The organism is Seongchinamella unica (genome assembly GCF_004354085.1).
Classification (GTDB): domain Bacteria; phylum Pseudomonadota; class Gammaproteobacteria; order Pseudomonadales; family Halieaceae; genus Halioglobus; species Halioglobus unicus.
This window is the reverse complement of the sequence record NZ_SMSE01000002.1, coordinates 564,815-584,932: the sequence shown is the minus strand read 5'-3', so window position 1 is coordinate 584,932 and position 20,118 is coordinate 564,815. Positions and strand designations below refer to the sequence as shown.

15 protein-coding genes are annotated in these 20,118 nt (G+C 61.2%); 7 read left to right on the top strand and 8 right to left on the bottom strand.

Features of this window, described 5'->3' with window-relative positions; all coding sequences use genetic code 11:
• Nucleotides 1-31 precede the first annotated feature (31 nt).
• Entirely contained in the window at nucleotides 32-2,587 is a 2,556-nt protein-coding gene (locus E2F43_RS09715) for a fatty acid cis/trans isomerase (RefSeq protein WP_133212094.1), read from the top strand.
• 9 nt (nucleotides 2,588-2,596) lie between these two features.
• Here E2F43_RS09715 and sohB read toward each other — a convergent pair whose 3' ends face one another.
• Together sohB and nudC are read right to left on the bottom strand one after the other, a co-directional pair.
• Nucleotides 2,597-3,664, bottom strand: coding sequence for a protease SohB (gene sohB, locus E2F43_RS09710; RefSeq protein WP_133212092.1), 1,068 nt, complete (start codon nucleotides 3,662-3,664; stop codon nucleotides 2,597-2,599).
• A gap of 14 nt (nucleotides 3,665-3,678) precedes the next feature.
• Nucleotides 3,679-4,491, bottom strand: coding sequence for an NAD(+) diphosphatase (gene nudC, locus E2F43_RS09705; protein WP_133212090.1), 813 nt, complete (start codon nucleotides 4,489-4,491; stop codon nucleotides 3,679-3,681).
• 161 nt (nucleotides 4,492-4,652) lie between these two features.
• On the opposite strand from nudC, the gene nhaB reads away from it, so the two are divergent.
• The gene (nhaB, locus tag E2F43_RS09700; RefSeq protein ID WP_133212088.1) at nucleotides 4,653-6,158 is read left to right on the top strand and encodes a sodium/proton antiporter NhaB; all 1,506 of its coding nucleotides are present in this window, start codon (nucleotides 4,653-4,655) and stop codon (nucleotides 6,156-6,158) included.
• Nucleotides 6,159-6,171: 13 nt separating this feature from the next.
• Here nhaB and dnaQ read toward each other — a convergent pair whose 3' ends face one another.
• From dnaQ to E2F43_RS09685, 3 genes are read right to left on the bottom strand one after another with little or no spacing between them, the layout of a single operon-like run.
• Entirely contained in the window at nucleotides 6,172-6,915 is a 744-nt protein-coding gene (gene dnaQ, locus E2F43_RS09695; protein WP_133212086.1) for a DNA polymerase III subunit epsilon, read from the bottom strand.
• 23 nt (nucleotides 6,916-6,938) lie between these two features.
• Nucleotides 6,939-7,373 (bottom strand): ribonuclease HI, encoded by a 435-nt coding sequence (rnhA, locus tag E2F43_RS09690; protein WP_133212084.1) that lies wholly within the window; start codon nucleotides 7,371-7,373, stop codon nucleotides 6,939-6,941.
• Nucleotides 7,370-8,224, bottom strand: a complete 855-nt coding sequence (locus E2F43_RS09685; RefSeq protein ID WP_133212082.1) for a class I SAM-dependent methyltransferase — start codon at nucleotides 8,222-8,224, stop codon at nucleotides 7,370-7,372. Before E2F43_RS09685 ends, rnhA begins: the two co-directional genes overlap by 4 nt.
• A gap of 35 nt (nucleotides 8,225-8,259) precedes the next feature.
• Between E2F43_RS09685 and gloB the strand changes: the two genes are divergently transcribed.
• From gloB to E2F43_RS09665, 4 genes are all read left to right on the top strand, one after another.
• Nucleotides 8,260-9,033 carry a hydroxyacylglutathione hydrolase gene (gene gloB, locus E2F43_RS09680; protein WP_133212080.1) on the top strand — a complete coding sequence of 258 codons (774 nt, stop codon included), beginning with the start codon at nucleotides 8,260-8,262 and terminating at the stop codon, nucleotides 9,031-9,033.
• Between the two features lie 112 nt (nucleotides 9,034-9,145).
• The gene (locus E2F43_RS09675) at nucleotides 9,146-10,486 is read left to right on the top strand and encodes a LysM peptidoglycan-binding domain-containing protein (RefSeq protein ID WP_133212078.1); all 1,341 of its coding nucleotides are present in this window, start codon (nucleotides 9,146-9,148) and stop codon (nucleotides 10,484-10,486) included.
• Nucleotides 10,487-10,494: 8 nt separating this feature from the next.
• Nucleotides 10,495-11,610 (top strand): class I SAM-dependent methyltransferase, encoded by a 1,116-nt coding sequence (locus E2F43_RS09670; protein WP_133212076.1) that lies wholly within the window; start codon nucleotides 10,495-10,497, stop codon nucleotides 11,608-11,610.
• Nucleotides 11,611-11,707: 97 nt separating this feature from the next.
• A complete protein-coding gene (locus E2F43_RS09665) occupies nucleotides 11,708-12,322 on the top strand; it encodes a hypothetical protein (protein ID WP_133212074.1) in 615 nt (204 codons plus the stop codon).
• Nucleotides 12,323-12,340: 18 nt separating this feature from the next.
• On the opposite strand, the gene E2F43_RS09660 is transcribed toward E2F43_RS09665, so the two are convergent.
• Entirely contained in the window at nucleotides 12,341-13,063 is a 723-nt protein-coding gene (locus E2F43_RS09660; protein ID WP_133212072.1) for an NAD-dependent deacylase, read from the bottom strand.
• A gap of 61 nt (nucleotides 13,064-13,124) precedes the next feature.
• Between E2F43_RS09660 and E2F43_RS09655 the strand changes: the two genes are divergently transcribed.
• On the top strand, nucleotides 13,125-13,994 hold the full coding sequence (locus E2F43_RS09655) for an LLM class F420-dependent oxidoreductase (RefSeq protein ID WP_133212070.1): 870 nt from the start codon (nucleotides 13,125-13,127) through the stop codon (nucleotides 13,992-13,994).
• Here E2F43_RS09655 and E2F43_RS09650 read toward each other — a convergent pair.
• Nucleotides 13,991-17,338 carry a UvrD-helicase domain-containing protein gene (locus tag E2F43_RS09650; RefSeq protein WP_133212068.1) on the bottom strand — a complete coding sequence of 1,116 codons (3,348 nt, stop codon included), beginning with the start codon at nucleotides 17,336-17,338 and terminating at the stop codon, nucleotides 13,991-13,993. The two genes, E2F43_RS09655 and E2F43_RS09650, sit on opposite strands and share 4 nt — an antisense overlap.
• Nucleotides 17,335-20,013, bottom strand: coding sequence for a PD-(D/E)XK nuclease family protein (locus tag E2F43_RS09645; RefSeq protein ID WP_165954260.1), 2,679 nt, complete (start codon nucleotides 20,011-20,013; stop codon nucleotides 17,335-17,337). Before E2F43_RS09645 ends, E2F43_RS09650 begins: the two co-directional genes overlap by 4 nt.
• Between the last annotated feature and the right edge of the window lie 105 nt (nucleotides 20,014-20,118).

Genomic DNA, 20,118 nt, shown 5'->3' with positions numbered 1-20,118 from the left:
GGATCGACTGGAACCGAGGCGAGTCATCATTATGCACAGTAAATTCATCATCAGGGGCGGAATTTTCCTGTTTGTCGTGCTGGCGGTAGCTACCCTGGCCTATCTCACCCAGGAGGAGGAGCCCGACTGCAGCGACCTGCGCCAGGACCTGACAGCGGCGGTACTCGCCGATTCAGCGGGCGACCAGGACGCACTGACTAACCGCGCGATCCTGATGCGCGGTGCCTGCGGCAAGCAAGGCAAGTCCGCGCCGGGCGAGTCCACGCCGGGCGAGTCCACGCCGGGCGAGAACAGCGATACGCCCGCTGCCGATGAATCCGGCACACAAACCGAAACCGACAAGCCCGGGATGTCCCCGCTCTCGAAATCGACTCCGCTTGAGCCCTCGCCTGGATCGCTGATCCTAGAAACACCGATGGAAATTCTCGAACACCGGTGCATTGTCTGCCATGGCTGCTATGACGCGCCCTGCCAGTTGAAGCTGGAGGCGATGGCCGGGCTGGAGCGCGGGGCGAACAAGGACCTGGTCTACGACGGCAGCAGATTGATCGCGGACAACATGACCCGGCTGTTTGACGATGCCCTCACCGAGGAAGGCTGGCGTGAAAAAGGATTTTACCCGGTGATGGACGACGCCAACCCCAGCAGGGGCGTCATGTACCGCATGCTGCAGCTCAAACAGGCGCACCCATTACCCACCGAGGGACCTATGCCCAAGGGCTTCGACTTCTCTCTCTACCGCGACCAGCAATGCCCTACAGCGGAGGAATTTGATGCCTATGCCAGTGAGAAGCCGCTCTGGGGGATGCCCTATGGCCTGCCGGGGCTCAACAGCGAGGAACACAGCACCCTCAGTGACTGGCTGCTTGCCGGCGCCCCACAAACACCGCCGGCCCCGCTGGACGCAGACAAGACTGCATTGCTGGAACGCTGGGAAAGCTTTCTCAACCAGCCCGACCTGCGCCACCAGCTGATTGCCCGTTATATCTACGAGCACCTGTTCCTGGCTACCCTGTACCTGGATTCGGGGGACGAGGGCGTCTGGTTCCGCCTGGTGCGATCGCGTACTGGCCCCGGAAAACCCCTCGACCTGATCGCAACCCGACGCCCCTACGACGATCCCGGTGTGAAGCGGGTCTATTACCGGCTCCAGCGTATGCCGGTGACGCCCATCGCCAAGACCCACATGCCTTATCGCATGGATCAGGCCAGGTTGGACTGGTACCGGGAGCTGTTTATCGACGTCGATTACGAAGTGAAACGGCTGCCGGCGTACGACCCCAAGCTGGCATCCAACCCCTTCCGCACGTTCCGCGCCTTACCGATCAACTCACGCTACCGCTTCCTGCTGGAAGAATCGCGTTTCACCATCATGAATTTCATCAAGGGGCCGGTATGTCGGGGCCAGATCGCCCTCAACGTGATAGACGATCATTTCTGGGTGATGTTTGCCAACCCCCGCGAAATCGATGTCGACCTTGACGCGGAGTTCCTGGCCAGGGAAAGCGACAACCTGGGTCTACCCCACCCCAAGACCGGTACGGTCATCGACATCGTGCGCTGGCGTGGGTACGCCAAGGCCAATGCCCGTTACCAGAAAGCGCGTTCAGAGCTGATCAGCAAGTTGCTCAGCGAAGGCCAACGACTGACCATTGACTCCATCTGGGACGGCGATGGTTATAACGACAATGCCTCGTTGACCGTTTTCCGTCATTTCGATACCGCTTCAGTGGTCAAGGGCATGGTGGGCGACATCCCGAAAACCGCGTGGGTGATCGACTATCCGCTGCTGGAACGCATTCACTACCTGCTGGTGGCGGGCTTTGACGTTTACGGCGCGGTGGCGCATCAGTTGCAATCACGGCTTTACATGGACTTCCTGCGCATGGAGGGCGAGTTCAACTTCCTGCTGTTCATGCCCCAGGAAAAGCGCCTGGCCATGCATGATTACTGGTACCGCGATGCCCGCAAAGGTTACCGGGAACACTACATCGAGCTCAATGCCATGGCGGCGGAAACCATTGATATCGACTACAGCACAGACGCACCCAAAGAGGAGTTCCTGCGCATCCAGCGAGACCGTATCTACGGGGCAAAAGCCGAGCATTTCAGTTACCAGCGCAAGGGCGCAGGGGCCAAGATCGAAAGCGCACTGGCTGCGCTGGAAAACAAGGTTGGCAGCCACAACAGCCACATGGAGAGCGTCAGTTTCGTCAACCTGATCGGGGAAAACCGGGACGAGTTTTACACCCTGTTGCGCAATAGCGCCCATTCCAATATCGCCGAGGCCTTCAACGAGGACGAGCGACGCCTGCCCGAGGAAGACACCATGACCGTCGTGAGCGGCTTTATCGGTGCCTATCCCAACTATTTTTTCCAGGTTGAGGAGCAGGAAATTGAGCGCTTCACCAGCGCGGTCATGGCCCTGGACAGCCCCGCCGATTACCAGCAGCTAAAGCGGACCTACGGCGTGCGCCGCAATGCCCCCTGGTTCTGGCGTGTGGTCGATAAAGCCCACGCCCACTCCCGCTGGCTCAATCCCGTGGAGTACGGCATTTTCGATCTAAGCCGCTACTCGGGGGACTGAGCGGGTTGGCTATAGCGGTGGTCGACCCTGACCCCGCTGCCAGATCTTCAGGAACACTTTCTCCAGTGCGCCCTCGGCAGCCATGCCGAGCTTTTCCTGCCAGTTTTTCTTCAGCACGAAGCGCACATCATAGACATCCCAATCCTTCAGGCGCTGCTGGATGAAGGTATCGGAGGTCGTCAGCTCATCCACCAGCCCTTCGCTGAGGGCCTGCTGCCCGTACCACACCTCACCGGTCGCGACCTTGTTGATATCCAGCTGCGGTCGATGGCTGCTGACAAAGTCCTTGAACAGCTCGTGGGTTTTCTCCAGTTCCTCGGTGAATTTCTCCCGGCCCTTGTCGGTGTTTTCCCCGAACATGGTGACCGTACGCTTGTACTCGCCCGCGGTGAACAGCTCAAAGTCGATGTCATTTTTTTTCAGCAGACGGTGAAAGTTGGGCAACTGGGCCAACACTCCGATGGAACCAATCACCGCGAATGGCGCCGCAAGGATACGATCGGCGACGCAGGCCATCATGTAACCACCGCTCGCTGCTACCTTGTCGACGGCAACGGTCAGCGGCACACCCGCGTCGCGCACGCGCTGCAACTGGCTGGCGGCCAGGCCATAGCCATGTACCAGGCCTCCGGGGCTCTCAACCTTCACCAGCACCTCGTCGCCCTCTTCCACCTGATTGAGCACAGCGCTGATTTCTTCCCGCAGCTTATCGCTGGCGCTGGCCTTGATGTCACCGTCGAAACCCATAACGTAGAGGCGTTTACGCTGCCCGGCGGGTTCGGAACCACTCTTGCCGGACTTTTTCGCGGCCTTGGCGGCTTTGGCGGCCTTCTTTTTCTCCTTTTTCTTCTCCTTGTGTGCTGCTTTCAGTCGCTCGGGATCAGTGACCACGTGCTCAAGCTGGTCGCGCATCTGCTCATACTTTTCGTTGAGGTTGCGGATCTCGATATGTCCCTCGTGCTGTTCCGCCTTATTGCGCTGACCGACCGCCACCAGGCCTGCCACAAGCACCAGTATGGCGCCTACCAGCGTGACCGCCTGGGCCAGAAAAAGTCCGTACTCGTAAATAAATTCCAAGTGTTACTCCAAATTCAGGATATGGATTTCAGGTGTTGCTGGATCAGCTGCCCGGCGACTGAGGCCGGGGGAGGAATCATCGGCAGATTATCCGGGTGAAACCACTGGGCATCGGCGATCTCATTGGGCTCGCAGACGATATCGCCACCGGCGTATTCAGCAAAGTACCCCAGCATCAGCTGGTTGGGAAACGGCCAGGACTGTGCCTGGAAATAGCGCAGATCGCCAACGTCCAGGCCGACCTCCTCGCGAACCTCCCGCACCAGGGTCTCCTCCGGTGTCTCCCCTGCCTCGATAAAGCCGGCAAGGGTACTGTACATTGGCCGGGGATTACTGGCGCTGCGCGCCAACAGCATTTCCACTCCGCGTGTCACCAGCACGATAATGCAGGGCGCAATGCGGGGATAACTGGTCATGCCGCAGGGTTCGCAGATCATCGCTCGTTCGACCGGATGGCCCCGCATGGGAGAACCACAGCGACCGCAGAACTGGTGATCACGCTCCCAGTCCAGCACCTGTGCCGCTCGCCCGGCGAGCGAAAAGAGCGACTCATCAACCCGACCGAGAATTTGCCAGAGAGTGCCCAACTGGAACTCCATAGGATCCAACAGGTGGGTTTCATCAATTTCTACAGCAAAACAGGGCTGGTCCTCCCAGTACCCCATAAAATGACGCCTGCGCACCTGCCAGCCGCCCTGCTCGATCAGGCTATCTTCCAGCAGGCAGGGCCGCGGCGAGCGCATATTGCTGACCAGCTTACCCCTCTGGAACACGATATGCAGGGCGGCGACCGAAGAATCCGGCGTTTGGGAATCGGGGCGAAACATGTCGAACAGCTATTGGCAAACCGACCGGCTATAGTATGCGCGCACCGGCGCCAACTCAAGGTTTCGAGACAGGCAATAAGTGCCACTATAGTAGAAGGGAAACTCGCGGAAAATTAGCGTAGAATCCGCTCTCCGTTCTGTCTCACTGAAACACCAACGATATGAATGACACTGTAGCCAACGCCCTGTGGAAAAACTTCCTGGGATCCTCGCCTGTCTGGTACAAGCAAACGATCATTGCCTTTCTGGTGCTCAATCCCGTCATCCTCTACTTGTTGGGGCCCTTCGTCACGGGCTGGTTCCTGATTGCGGAGTTTATTTTCACCCTCGCCCTCGCCCTGCGCTGCTATCCCCTGCAACCCGGTGGCCTGCTGGCCCTGGAGGCGGTGATCCTGGGAATGACCACGCCGCAAATGGTGTTCGAGGAAACCCTGGCTAACTTCGAGGTCATTCTGCTGCTGATGTTCATGGTGGCCGGCATCTACTTCATGAAAGAGATGCTGCTGTTCGTCTTTACCAAGATTCTGCTCAAGGTCAAATCCAAGATTGCCCTCTCCCTGTTGTTTTCCATCACTGCAGCGTTGCTTTCCGCGTTCCTCGACGCGCTCACCGTAACAGCGGTATTGATCAGCGTTGGCGTCGGCTTTTATTCGGTTTATCACAAGGTGGCCTCCGGCAAGGGACTGAGCCATCAGGAGCACGATCACTCCCAGGATGAGTCAATACAGGAGCACAACCGGGACGATCTCGAGCAATTTCGCGCCTTCCTGCGCAGCCTGTTGATGCACGGGGCCGTTGGCACCGCCCTGGGGGGCGTATGCACGCTGGTAGGCGAACCCCAGAACCTTCTGATCGCCACTGTGGCGGAGTGGGACTTCGTCAAATTTGTCACTATTATGGCGCCGGTCACGATGCCGGTGCTGGCCAGCGGCCTCCTTACCTGCTTGCTGCTGGAGCTGACCGGCAAGTTCGGCTATGGCGCCCAGTTGCCTCCACGGGTGCGCGCGGTGCTGGAAGAATTCGAGGAAAACCAGCAGACACAGCGCAATACGCGGACCAATGCGCGACTGGCCGTTCAGGCGCTGGTTGCCGTTATCCTGGTATTGTCACTGGCTCTGCACCTGGCCGCCGTGGGACTGGTGGGGCTGATGATTATTGTGCTTCTCACTGCCTTTAACGGGGTGGTTGAGGAGCACCAGATTGGCCACGCGTTCGAGGAGGCTCTGCCCTTTACTGCGCTGCTGGTGGTGTTTTTCTCAATTGTGGCCGTGATACATGATCAGCACCTGTTTACGCCGGTTATTGATACCGTGCTGGCGATGGAAGCCGACGTCCGTCCAGGCATGTTCTTTCTCGCCAATGGCGTACTCTCAATGATCAGCGACAACGTGTTCGTCGCCACGGTCTACATCACCGAGGTCAAGAACGCGCTGGATGCCGGCACCATCAGCCGGCCGGAGTTTGAGCAGTTGGCGGTGGCTATCAACACCGGCACCAACCTGCCCTCGGTGGCAACGCCAAACGGCCAGGCAGCCTTCTTGTTTCTGCTGACCTCACAACTTGCGCCACTGATTCGCCTGTCCTACGGCCGTATGGTCATCATGGCAGTGCCCTATACGGTGGTACTCGGTGGTATTGGCCTGGCCTGTGTGATGCTCTTCATCTAGAGCCTGTTCACACTCACGGCGTTTGCTCGGGCTTGGCGCCAGCCAGCTCATGCCATAACACCCTGCCCCCGCTGGCAGCGGCGATTGCCTGCAGTTGGGCCTCGTGTGCCGCCAGTTCCTCTGTTGACGCCTCAATGACCGGCAAGCGTGCCCGATCGACCGGCAGCCGGACAATGCGTTCGCTGCGTCTGGCACCATCTTCTGAACCGGAATCGTTATCCGACAACTGGAAAGTTGTCTGGCCACCGGTCATTGTCAGATAGACATCAGCCAGAATCTCGGCATCCAGCAGGGCCCCGTGCAGGTCGCGCTGTGAGTTGTCGACATGATAGCGCTGGCACAGGGCGTCAAGGCTGTTGCGCTGGCCCGGGTGCTTGCCCCGTGCCATGACCAGCGTATCGACAATCTTGCAGCGCTCTTCCAGCGGAGGCGCCGCGGGATCCAGGCGCTGGATCTCACTGTTGAGGAAGCCCAGGTCAAAGGGCGCATTATGGATCACCAGTTCCGCGCCCTCGATGAAGGCCAGGAACTCGTTGACGATTCGCTCAAACGCCGGCTTGTCAGCAAGGAATTCGTTGGTGATACCATGGACCTCAATGGCCCCCTGGTCTATCTCCCGTCCGGGGTTGATGTATTGGTGGTAATGGTTACCAGTCAGGCGTCGGGTGTCGATTTCCACGCAGCCAATTTCGATGATTCGGTGGCCCTGGGACACTTCCAGGCCGGTCGTTTCGGTATCGAGAACGATTTGTCTCACGTAAGGTGTTTTCCCTGTTGCATTCAGGCCAGCTCGTCAATGCCGCGATTGGCCAGTTGATCGGCGATTTCATTCTCCCGGTGCCCACTGTGGCCCTTCACCCAGTGCCAGTCGACCTGGTGACGTTGATTCTGTTCATCCAGCGCCTGCCACAGATCGACATTCTTCACCGGTTTCCTGCCCGCTGTCTTCCAACCCTTGCTTTTCCAGCCCTGCAGCCAACTGCTAATGCCGTTCTTCACGTACACCGAATCGGTCGTCAGTACCACCTGGCAGGGTTCCTTCAGGGCGCGCAGGCCTTCGATGGCAGCCTGCAGTTCCATGCGATTATTGGTGGTTTCCCGCTCCCCGCCCCAGAGGGTTTTTTCCTTGCCCTGAAAGCGCAGCAGGACGCCCCAGCCACCTGGCCCCGGATTGCCGCGGCAGGCTCCGTCAGTAAAGATTTCGACCTGTTTCAATGCAGCAACTCTCCCGGGGCACGGCGTGCCGCGGTACCCGGCGAGCGGGTCGGCGCATGGGGAGTGGGAGTCGGTGCCGCGCCGGGTTTGGGCACTGCCAGGTCGATCAGCTTTTCACCGTGCCGGCGCAGCATTGATCGCGGGCGGTTCTGCGCCACCACCTGCTTGATTGCACGCTGCAGGTAGAGCCCACCGATCGGCAGTCGGTGCTGCTGACACCAGCTATCCAGTGATTCGGTCATCCGCCGTATCCGGCCGCTGCCCACCGGCGGGATGGCATACAAATGGGCATGCTCGCACAATTCGAAACCCAGCAGGTGCAACCAGTCACTGAGGCGACTGTTGCTGACCGGAAAATGCCCGTGCCAGGGCGAACTGCGGGACAAACCTCGCACCCGGGTCACCAGGCCCCGCAAGCTGTGGGGATTGAAGCCCATCAGCAGCAGTTGTCCCTGGGGCGTCAACACCCGGTGCAGTTCGCGCAATACCTGGTGGGGATTATCGGCAAACTCGAGGCTGTGATGGGCCAGCACCACGTCGACGCTGTCACTCTCCAGCGGGATCTCCCCGGCCTCGCAAACCAGGCCAACACCCGCTCCCGGCCGACTGCAGGCCTGGATACGGTGATGAATTCGGCAGTCGCCAAACAGGGGCTCGCCCTGCAAGGGGCCGATCTGCAGAATGTGGTAACCGAAGGCATTGTCGAGAAAGGGGCTGAGTTCCCCCCGCAGCTTGCCCAGCAGGTACTGCCCCCGGTCTCCGCGGTACCAGGATTCCAGTTCTTGCAAAATGTCGTTAAACTGGCCGCTCATGGTGCAGGGCTGCCCTCGTGGTTTCAGTTCAGGCATCATGGTACTGCATTTCCCGCCTTTTGAAACGGTATCCCATGTTCAATATCCGCCCCATTGAAGCATTCAGCGACAACTACATCTGGCTTATCAGCCGCGACGACGACAAGCAGGCATTTGTGGTCGACCCGGGAGACGCCTCCGTGGTCGAGCAGGCATTGTCGGCCCAAGAGCTGGAGCTTTCCGGCATCCTCATCACCCATCACCACTTTGACCACGTCGGCGGGCTTGCAGAGCTGAAAGCCGCCCACCAGCCAGTGGTCTACGGGCCGGACAATCCCGCAATAGAGGGTATTGATCACAGGGTGTCCGCCGGCGACAGCGTCGACGTCCTGGGCCAGCCATTCTCAGTCATGGAAGTGCCCGGCCACACGCTGGATCACATTGCCTACTTTGCCGGCGGTGATTCTCCTGTGCTGTTTTGTGGCGACACGCTGTTTGCCGGGGGTTGTGGACGACTGTTCGAGGGGACGCCGCTGATGATGTACCGCTCATTGCAGTCACTGATGGAACTGCCGGCCTCAACCAGGGTCTACTGCGCCCATGAATACACGCTTGCGAACCTGGATTTTGCCCGGGCGGTGGAGCCCGGCAACCCCGCCCTCAGCGAACGCATGGCCGATGCCGAGGCAACCCGAGCGCGGGGCGAACCCACGGTGCCCTCCACCCTGGCCCTGGAACAGGCGACCAACCCGTTCGTACGCTGCGGGACGGAGGAACTGCAGGCGTCCCTGCAGGCGCAGGACAGGCTGGGAGATTCAGCGCCCGCCGCCGTGTTCGCCACTGTCAGGGCCTGGAAAGACAATTTCTGAACAATCCGGCAGAAATGACTGGCTCAGCCGGCCGCTCTACTTACAATAAAAGACCATCGAAATCACTTTAACAAAACATGAAGACACCCTGATTAAATATATTTATATCAATATGTTAAGACCATTATTTATCGTTATTTCTATAGCAGTATCCCTGTCGGCGTGCCAGTCCCTGCCCGGGCCGGGAACATCCGTTGCACAGGGCGCGGGGGCCACCGACATAGCGCCGGAGCCCGCGCCTGCCACGACAAAAAAGACGCCCCCTCAGGTCGCCCAGAAGCCTCCCCGTGACCTGTGGGAACGTATTCGCCGGGAGTTGAGCTGGCAAAGCATACACAATGCCCAGGTGGGCGACGCCCGCGACGCTTACCTGAACCAACCCAACTACCTGTCGGTGGTCGCCGAGCGGGCACGACTTTACCTCTACTACATCGTCGAGGAAGTGGAGCGCCGGGACCTGCCGATGGAACTGGCGCTATTGCCGCTGGTGGAGAGCACGCTCAACCCCTTTGCCACATCGTCGGAACGGGCTGCCGGCCTGTGGCAGATCATGCCCGCTACCGGGACACACCTGGGGCTGGAACAGAACTGGTGGTACGACGGACGTCGTGACATTCGTGACTCTACCCGCATCGCACTGGATTACCTGGAGTCACTCTATGCGGAGTTTGAGCATGACTGGATGCTGGCCCTGGCAGCCTATAACTCCGGCAAAGGCCGCGTTGCCCGAACGCAGCGGGCCAACGCAGCGGCGGGCAAACCCACTGATTACTGGTCGCTTAAACTTCCCCGGGAAACCCGTCACTATGTGCCGCGGCTCATCGCCCTCACCCAGATCGTAGCCTATCCGGAAGCGTTTGACGTGAAAATACCGAAGGTCCCCAACAAGCCCGCCTTTGTCGTGGCTACCACCGGCGGGCAGATTGAAATGGCCCGGGCCGCGGACCTGGCCCAGGTCGAAATGCATGTGCTCAGGGCACTGAATCCCGGTCAATTGCGCTGGGCGACGTCGCCGGATGTCGCCCAGGAATTGCTGCTGCCCCCGGGCACCGAGGCGCGCTTTGCCGAGGGCATTGCCGGCCTGACCGAAGCGGATCGGGTCCGCTGGGAGCACTACCGCATCAAGAATGGCGACAACCTCATCCGCATCGCTAAAAAATTCGATACCGAGGTGGGTTTGTTGCGGGAAGTGAACAATATTCGCGGCAGCATGATCCGCGCCGGTGACACCCTGATGATTCCCTATGGCAGTGACTGGGCCAGCAGCATGGCCATGGTGCCCCGTGAGGAACGCCAGCGTCAGGGATATCGCGTTCGCCGCGGTGATTCTCTCTACCGGATAGCCGGCAAATTCAATGTCTCGGTCAATGACATCATCGCCTGGAACTCCCTGGACCCCGCCGAATACCTGCAACCGGGACAGCGGCTCACCCTGTACCTTGGCGGCAGCTAGCTGAGCCCATGGCGGCATCCGCGCCTACCCGGCTGTGTTGCGCCCAGGGGGAATTCGAGCTGCGGCGCTATCCCAGCCGCAAACAGGAGCCACTGCAGGCCTGGTCCAGCGCCGACCTGCTCCTGCTGGAAGCCGCCCGCAACAGCGCCGGCCCCTGCCTGGTCGTCAATGACGAGCACGGCGCGCTGGCCACAGTCCTGGCGCCCAAGGCCGTATGGACCGACTCCGCCCTGGCGGCAAAGGCCATTGCAAACAATTGCCGGCGTAATGCCGTAGCAACACCCGAACTCATCTGGAGCACCCGGTCACCTCCCGGTCCGTTTGAGCGGGCGTTCGTGCGCGTACCCAAATCCCTGCCCTATTTCGAATACCAGCTAAACCTGCTCAATAGCGCGATGCCCGCCGGCAGCAAAATAGTCTGCGCCGGCATGGACAAACACCTGTCGCCACAGACCGGCCACATCATGGAGAAATGGTGCGACGATGTGCAGCGTCATCGAGGACAGCGCAAGGCGCGCCTGTTCACCGCACTCGCAACCGGCCGATCCACTCTACCCGCCCCACCGCTCAGCCGCTATCACTGCGCGGCTGCAGGGGGCGACCTGACCGCCCTGCCAAATGTGTTCAGTGGCGACCGGCTCGATATTGGCAGCCGTTTCCTGCTCGAACACCTGGACCAGCTATCCCCGGTGGACCACGCCGCCGACCTCGCCTGCGGCAACGGCGTAATCGGAATTGCCGCCCTGCAGCGGGGGTTGGCCTCGAACATGCTGTTTGCAGACGAATCGGCGATGGCCATCGCCTCAGCGCGCAGCAACTGCGATCGCCTGCTGCCGGGGGCGCAGGCCGCTTTTCATCACGGCGACGGACTTCTGGGGCTCACCGGCAGGTTCGACCTCGTGCTCTGTAATCCCCCCTTTCACCTCGGCCATACCGTTGACGATTATGCCGGGCGCAGGCTGTTGCAACAGGCTGCCGCCAGCTTGGCAACGGGCGGCAGCCTGCTACTGGTGGCCAACCGTCACCTGCCATACGGTGGCAGTCTCAAACGCCGGTTCCAGCGGGTGGAAAAACTGGCACAGAACCGGAAGTTCGTTATCTGGCGGGCTGCAGGAGGTTGCTAAGCACCGGGTTGAGGGCTATGTTAACTGGCCTGTCCCGCGCCTGGTCACCGGGATCATCGTGCAGTGGCAGCCGTCTTTCTTAAAAGGAAATAAAACTATGAGCAGTCTCCTTGACAAAGCGCTTTGGGTCGCATCGCTGCTTGCTGCCACACTGCTGATGCCGCTCTCCGCTTCCGCAGAGGATCATTCGACCACCACCGAGGGCGGTGCACGAGCCATGGCCATGTCCGTTGAAGCCGTGGTCACCAACATTGACCTGGAAAACCGCCAGGTGACCCTGCAGGGCCCCGCCGGTAACTCTTTCACGGTCACGGCAGGCGAACAGGTCGTGGCGCTCGAAGAGGTCAGTGTTGGTGATACCCTGCGGGCGACCTATCTCGCTGCCGTGGAAGGTGAACTGCGCGAACCCACGGAAGCGGAAAAAGCAGAACCTTATGTGGAGGTCGATGACGCCGGCGCCGGCATGGCGGACGGCCAACCCGTGGCGGGCGTTGCGCGCCTGATCCGCGCGGTATGCACCATCGAGGGCATGAACCGTCTGCTCGGAACCGTCACCATCATGGATCCCAATGGCAAGGTTCATGTGATTGCCGATGTCGAGCCTGAGAAGATGGCTAACGTGACACTGGGCCAGACCATCGTCATAACATTCCAGGAAGCGCTGGCACTCAGCCTTGAATTCGTCGATCAGGAAGCTTCCACGACCGAATAATGAGCGCGGCTGGCCGGCTCATCCTCCGGCCAGCAATTCCTCTACCAGTTGCCCTAGCTGTTCTGTCGCCAGGCCCTGACGATGGTGGCCAAACCAGCTGCTGTTATCGCTGGGCTCCCGGTTGATGGCCATCGTTTGCGCGCCAAAAGCACTGGCCTGGCGGACGAAACCCGCCGCGGGATAGACCTGGCCGGAGGTACCGACAGCAATAAAAAGATCACAGGCTGACAACTGCGCCTCGATGCAATCCATGTGATAGGGCATCTCGCCAAACCAGACCACGTCGGGGCGCAGCCCGCCGCGGACATGACAGCCTGGGCAGGGTGTCTCCTGGTTGTAGGCGCCAGCAGGAATATGCCGACCACCGCAGGCCTCGCACAGCACCTGGCGCAATTCGCCGTGCATGTGGCAGACCTGGTCGCTACCGCCCCGCTCGTGCAGGTCGTCCACATTCTGGGTCACCAGGAACACCTCGCCGGCAAACTCACGCTGCAGGCGGGCAATTGCCCGGTGGGCGTCATTGGGAGTGACCTCATCCAGCTTTTCCCGCCTGGCGTTGTAAAAACGATAAACCAGCGCAGGATCGCGCGCGAACGCCTCCGGGGTCGCTATTTCCATCGGATCGTGATTCTCCCACAGGCCTCCCGCGTCGCGAAAAGTCGCGAGACCCGACTCCGCGGAAACCCCGGCACCGGTCAGTATGACAATGTGGCCAATGGAACGATCGTTGAAGGCTGGCAAGGACTTTTCTCCCGGGGGCGGCTAGAGTTAAGGCGCTAATTTATATGACAGGGAGCAGCGGGTGAAGTTTGTCCTTTCTACCTCTTTCAGCACGGTGGCGCACCTTACCGAGCTGGCGCCGGTTGCCGACACACACGGCTGGCACGCCATGTCCTTTTCCGATCATGTGGTGCACCCGGAAAACATCAGCACGCCCTACCCCTATACACCCGACGGCAGCCGCCGCTGGCAGGCCTTTACCGACTGGCCTGATCCCTGGGTAATGATTGGCGCGCTGGCGGCTATTACCAAAAACCTGCGCTTCACCAATAACGTATTTGTACTGCCGATGCGAAACCCTTACCTGGTCGCCAAGGCCATCAGTACCGCGGCGATTATTTCTGACAACCGGATTACACCCGCCTTCGGGGTGGGCTGGTCACGGGATGAATTCGAGCTGATGCAGCAGGAATTTACCACCCGGGGCAAACGCACTGACGAGATCATCGAGATTATGCGCTTGCTCTGGACCGGGGAAATGGTCAGCTACCAGGGCAGGCATTATCAGTTTGATCCCATGGAAATGAATCCCGCGCCCACTGCGCCGGTTCCGATCTGGATAGGCGGTATTTCCGAGCCGGCGATGCGCAGGGCGGCTCGACTGGCGGACGGCTGGGTCTCCGACCTGCAGACCTCCGCGGAAATCATCGACGCCATTGCCAGTATCCGCCAGTGGCGCGCCGAGTACGGTCGCGACAGCGCCAGTTTCGACGTGATGGCGACGCCATCCGACGCCTGGGACGTGGATGGTTACCGGCGTCTAGAGGACGCGGGCGTGACCCACATCATGACCCTGCCCTGGCCCTTCTACCACGGCAACAGCGATACCCTGGCGCACAAGAAAGACGCTATCAGGCGTTTTGCCGACGACGTCATCGCGCGCTTCGACTAAGGCGGATCATCCAGCGGGTAAAACAGGCCCAGGGCTGTGAAGTAGAGCGCGCACTGCACCGGCTGCGGCCCCAGTGTCTCGGCGGCCTGGCGATAATACGCCAGCTGCTCTCGATAGCGCTCGCCCTCCGTGGACAAAAAGTACGCTGTTACGACCCCGTCCGCCGGCACACTGCTTTTGTAGTCAACAACCCAGCGCACACCGGTCCGGGCATCGACAAACGTGCGGTCAATCACAATATCGCGGGGGGTATCGCCGTCATTCATGGTCAGCGCCAGTTCGCTGTGTGCCTGCAGATGGGTGGACGATAACAACCAGCGCCCCCAGCGCTCATCACCCAGGGTGGCGGTTACGGCGTCTACCACTCGCTGACTGCCCGCGACCAGGGCTTCGCCGTCAAGTCCCAGTGCGGCAAGACGCTGCTGCCCATGTTCAGCCATCCCGGCAGGCAATGTCTCAGGCAGGTCCTGCTGCAGACTCAGGGTTTCCAGTAATTCATGAATCACGGTACCCACATACCGGTCCAGCCAGTTCAGCGCCGGTGCCGGAATATTGGCGTCGGCCGCCGCCTCCTGCGATGACGCGAGAACCGGAGACGCAGGCAGTGACTGCAGGCGCATCAAGCCACCGCTTGCGGCCGGTTGCTGCGGCTCCGGGATGGCGCGCGCATGCAGCCTCATTTGCTGTTCGAATAGCGGCCAGATGGGTGCCAGCAAAGCGCCTTCACCGGGGGGGCGTAACCGGGGCTGCTCGCCGTCGGCACAGTCCTCGCCACCGCCGAGGCAGGCACTCAGGGTCAGTCGCTTTATAGCCCGGGTGGCGCCGACGTAGAGCAGCCGGGTGGTTTCCAGCCGTGATTTTTCCCGCCGCTGTTTCTTGAGAAAATTGTACAGCCCGGGACTTTTGTCGTCAGAATGGTCATCGGCTGCCAGCAGAAAACCACGTTCACCCTCGCTGCTGTTGTATTCGTCCCACAGCAGAAGGTCGCGACCATCGCCGCGGGTGGCCTGTGCCAGAGCAGGAATCAACACCCAGTCGAATTCCAGGCCCTTGGATTTGTGCAGGGTCATTACCTGCAAGCGGGCATCCGGGTCATCACCGGAAGCATAAAGCCTGGCAATGCGATGCTCCAGCCACTGGGCATCCAGGCCCACACCTTCCGCTTCCGCCTCCTGCAACAGGCTGAGAAACCGTTCGGCATCGGCAAGAAAACGCGGTTCCCGCAAACAGCCGGGACCACCCAGATGCTGCCACAGTTGCTCGACCCACACCCGCAGGGATAGCCGATCGCGCTTCTGCTCGGCCCATCGCAGGCATTGGCCAACCCGGGACAGGCGCGTGGCACCGTCTTCGCTCAGGCCCGCCGGAAGCTCGCCACTGCAAAGCAATTTCGCGATATTCTGGTAACGCGGCTCACCCGCTGCTGCCGACACCACGCCGAGGTCAGCCAGCGACAGCGCACACCAGGGCGCCCGCAACAGGGCGTAGCCGGCAACCCGGTCCGCCGGGTTGACCAGCACCCGGCAGAGGGTCATCAGGTCGACAATTGCGGGCGAACCCGCGAGTGCATCCATGTCCTGGGACGCAAACGGGACCCCCTGCTGTCGCAGCAACTGCAGTATCGGCGCCAGCTGCCCGCGACTGCGCCCGAGAATCGCCATGCTCCTGATCTCCGGGTCTCCCAGTCCTTCGCTGATTTGTGTCAGTAACCAGTGAGCCTCCTGTTCCCTCGCGTGCTCGCCCCAGAAAGCATTGAGTGACACAGCGGGTTCGGCGGCGGGCCCCTTGATCGCAACGGCATCGGTAAAGCTCACCCGACCGCGGCGCACGTTGTCCTCGCTGGGAAAAGCGATACTGAAGGTGGCGTTGACCCAATCCACCACACCCTGTTCAGAGCGGAAGTTGCAACGCAGCGCCAGGGTTTCCGGCAGCAGGCCGTTGAAACCTTCTTCCCTTGCCTTGAGAAACAGGCCCACGTTGGCGTTGCGGAAACCGTAAATGGACTGCATGCCGTCGCCGACGATAAATACGGTGCGCGGATTCTGTGGATCATTAGCGTTGTGCTCCGCCCAACCACGGGTCAGCCTGGTGACCAGGCGGTACTGATTAATCGCGGTATCCTGAAACTCATCCACGAGGATGTGCTCGATACTGTAGTCAAGACGCATTGCCAGTTCGGTGGGACTGTCGTCCTCTCCCAGGGCGTCAAGGGCTGACAGCGCTACCTGGCTGTGATCCACCACGCCACGGCGCTCGAATACCAGCAACAGGCAGGCGGCCAGCAAGGGCAGAACGTGGGATAGATGCAGCACCAACTGCCACGCCTGGCTGTGATTATCCATGCGCGGCAGCCAGGCCAATGCTGCCAATTCGGTAGCCAGCCCGGGTACCTCACTCATGCGGGCGACAAGATCCCCGAAGTGTTGCTTACGCTCGCGGGCCTCATCGCTACCGGTGGGAAAACCGTTGTTGACGGTAATCGACTTGCGCAAGCTGCCGCCCTGGGTCAGCAGCATTTGTCCCAGGGACCGCCATAGTTCCAGATCGTCGGCGCTGGTGGAGGGGAACTCCTCCGGTACGCTCTCCCCAAGGTTTTGTCTTGCGTAACAGAACAGGTCCAGCAATTCATCCTGCCAGGGATCGAGCACCGACAATACGTCCCGCAGGGTTTCAGCGACCACCGACTCCACCGTGTGCCGCAAGGCCTGCTCGGCCTCGTCGGGCGAGCGCCGGGCGCCCATGTAGTCATGCCACTGGTCGCGTTTGCCGAGCATGGTGACCAGCAAGTCGCTGAGACGGTCCCAGTTGTTGTCAAAGTGCAGCAGCAGTTGATCCAGGTCCGCCGCTTCCGGCCGCCGTGAACCGACCAGGGAAAACAGCTCTGCAACTGCCTCCCGGTACAATGGCACCGCGTCATCGACCGCCTGCGCCTGTCCGCCAAAGCGACTGAGGATTGGCATTTGCCGGGTGAGCCCGGCACAAAAACTGTCGATCGTCTTGATATTCAGGCGACTGATATCACGGGACAGTTGCCAGTGTTCAGCGTCGCTTCTTTGCAGGGCCGCCAGGGCGAGGTCGCGCGTCACCTGTTGGTGTTCACCTTCAACCGGCGCCCCAACCTGCGCTGCCTCGAGGGCCTGGAGTACCCGCTCGCGCATTTCCGCAGCGGCTTTGCGGGTAAACGTAATCGCCAGTACCTGTTCGGGGCGTTGAACCCGACCCAGCAGCCCGAGCAGCCGCTGGATCAGCAGTTCGGTTTTGCCTGACCCGGCGGGCGCGGTGACACAGAAACTGCGGGTAACATCCAGCGCCTCTGCCCGCTCCCTTGCATCAGCGATACTCACTGCGGCACCTCCCCGGCAATGCCGACCCGGCAGACCGCGTCCAGGCCACAGTAATTGCAGGCCGTCGCCAGGGGGTCAACCCCGGACACGCCGGCAACAAAGTCCTCCGCCAGGCGGGAAAGATTGTGGCGCCACTCCGTCAGCAGGGACTCCCAGTCCTCGCAGGAGGTATAACGTTTCACCGCCTTTGCTATATCCTCCTGAATGCCGCTGACCCCGGACACACGGCCCAGGCCCAGGAAGCGGGCCTGGCGGGGCCTGACCTCGGCGAAAGCCAGCGCGGAGACCTCCTCCGCGAGTCCGTAAAGCGGCAACTGCGGCTGTGAAGGGCGCTCTCCGAGCCAGTGGGCGAGACTGTTGCGGCCGGACTTGTAATCGATAAGCAGCCGCGAACCATCGGCGAGTTCGTCGACCCTGTCCACCCGCAGATTCAGTTCCAGTTTGCCCAGCTTTAACGTCACCGGGGCTTCCCGGTCGACAACGATGAAAGGCTCCCGGGCGCGCTCCAGCTGCAACCACTCCACCAGCAGGTTCTGCAGGCGTGTCCGCTCCAGGTCCAGGCAATGCATCCCCACCAGCTGGCGCAGCGACTCGGGCACGGCCGCGAGGGCGGCCTCGGCGGCGTTACTGACCGCAGCGGCGATGGCCCCCTCGTCGGCATCCCGCAGGTTGTCGCTGTTTTCCAGGGTGCCCCAGAGGGCATACAGTGCGTTGTGCAGAATTTTGCCGCGATCAGTGTGAGCGAGCCCGGCCCGGTTTTCACCCAGGGGTTCGAGTTGCAGTCGCTTGCCGGCAAACGCCTGGAAGGGGCAGTTTGCCTGCGCCTGGACAATAGCGCTGCCGCCGCGGATGGCCGCCAGTTCATCGTCCGCCAGCGGCGGTGCCCGGTTATCCACAATGGTGACCACCTCGGCCGCGGATGCCAGTTGACGCCAGAGCGTCGGTGGTCCCGCGGCCACATCCATCGCCTGGCAGGAAGTTCCCTGCAGCAGTGGGCTGGGTAATTCCGGGGCGCCGTCCAACTGGCGGGAGTAACTCGCTGTCATCTGCTGGCATCCGGCCCGGTACTGACGCATCAGCGTGGCTGCGTATTGCCATTCTCTTTCGCTGCTGCTGTGGGGCATTTCATGCTTGCGCTGCAGCGCCATGGGGATGAACGGATTGGGCCTGACCGGCGCCGGCCAGCGACTCCCCTGCAGGCCGCAGAACCAGATGTAGTCGAACTGCAGGCCCGCAGCCTCCAGCGGGCCCAACACCTGGATATTGGTGTCGGCTGTCTGGGGTTGTGATATCTGCCCCTGGCAGCAGCGCTGTAACAGTGCAACGGCCGAGTCCAGCTCCAGCTCGCCGCACAGGGTGTCGAGGGAGGCGTAGCCCTCCAGCACCTGGTACCAGGCTTCGACCTGTTGATACTCCAGCGAGTCCAGCGGGCCCGGGCCCGGCCAGCCCCAGGCATCCAGCACCCGGTTCAGCTCGGCAATCCAGGCTGAAGGGCAGTGCCGCAGCCGTTGCAAACGCATCTCGCTGCATTGGGCGAGCACGTCCCCCAGTGACAGGCCTCGCTCATCACCCACCCTCACCTGCCTGGCCAGGTAGCGCAGCCGGCCGACATCAACCTGCTCCGCACCATCCTCAAACAACTGCTGCAGCAGCTTGACACTGCGGGCCTCCTGCCGGTCAGGCAGGTTGACGAAGCGTGAAGTCAGCAGCCCGAGGATGTCAGCCAGGGGCAGCTTGGGACCACAGCTGGCCAGTATTCGCAGCGCGTCGCGAACCACCGGGGCCCGGTCCAGGGTGATACCGGTGGAGAAGTTCACCGGCAGTGAGGTGTAATTGTCTCCGAGGCAGTCAAATTCCCGGCGCAGCAGGTATTCCAGCGGGGCGCGATCACCGTGCATGTCTGCCAACAGGATCCCCAGCCGGGCCTCGGGCTGTTGCCGGTAATGCCGGGCGGCCCAGGCTGCGACGGCCGCTAGTTCCGTCTGCCGATCCGGGTAACTGTGGGCGACCAAGGGTGCCTCGCCCACTGCACTGGCTATTTCAACGGTTTCATTCGCCAGTCGCTCGAGGCAGGCCCGGTGCAGGGGGGGCACGTCGTCGAAGTCGACCAGCACTACCCGCAACAGGTTGCTGGCGGGAGGGGCGCTGGCGAGCGCTGCCAGGCGATCGACCGCCGTGAGTGCATTCAATTGTCCCAGTTTGTTTTCGAACGCCTGCAGCCAACGCTGGAACGTACTGCAGTCCGGATCCAGCGGGAACTCGCAGGCAACCGCCGGAGCGGCCATATCCAGCCCCGCACGCAGCAGGTTTTCTCGGGCCTGGCGGGCCAGTTCTGCCGCTGATCCAACTTGCAGCAGGCTGTAATCGCCGTATTGCGAGCGGTCTGCCTCGATCACCTGTCGCCACAGTTCGACCTCCTGCTGGGCGTTCAACACCCGCCCCCCCTTCAGCCGCCCGTCGTTTACCCCCTGTTGCCAGCACTCTGCCAGCCACTGATCCAGCGCTTTGACCGCGGCGGGACACCAGGCCAGTTTTCCCGCCGCCATTTGCTGCCGGTCCCATTCGGCCTTGATCCGGCGTGACAGCCGCAAGTTCGGTGTCAGCAGCAACACACCCGCGTCGAGCAACGGCTGCAGTCGACCGAGATCAAAATAGGGGGGATTGTGTATGGGCACCAAAGCCTCCTGCCGCGCCCTGGTGGCGCCTACCCAAATGACGTGCTCTGCTATAGAATGTCGCGCCTTTGACCGAAGTACCGGGCGGCAAAGCCGGGATTTACT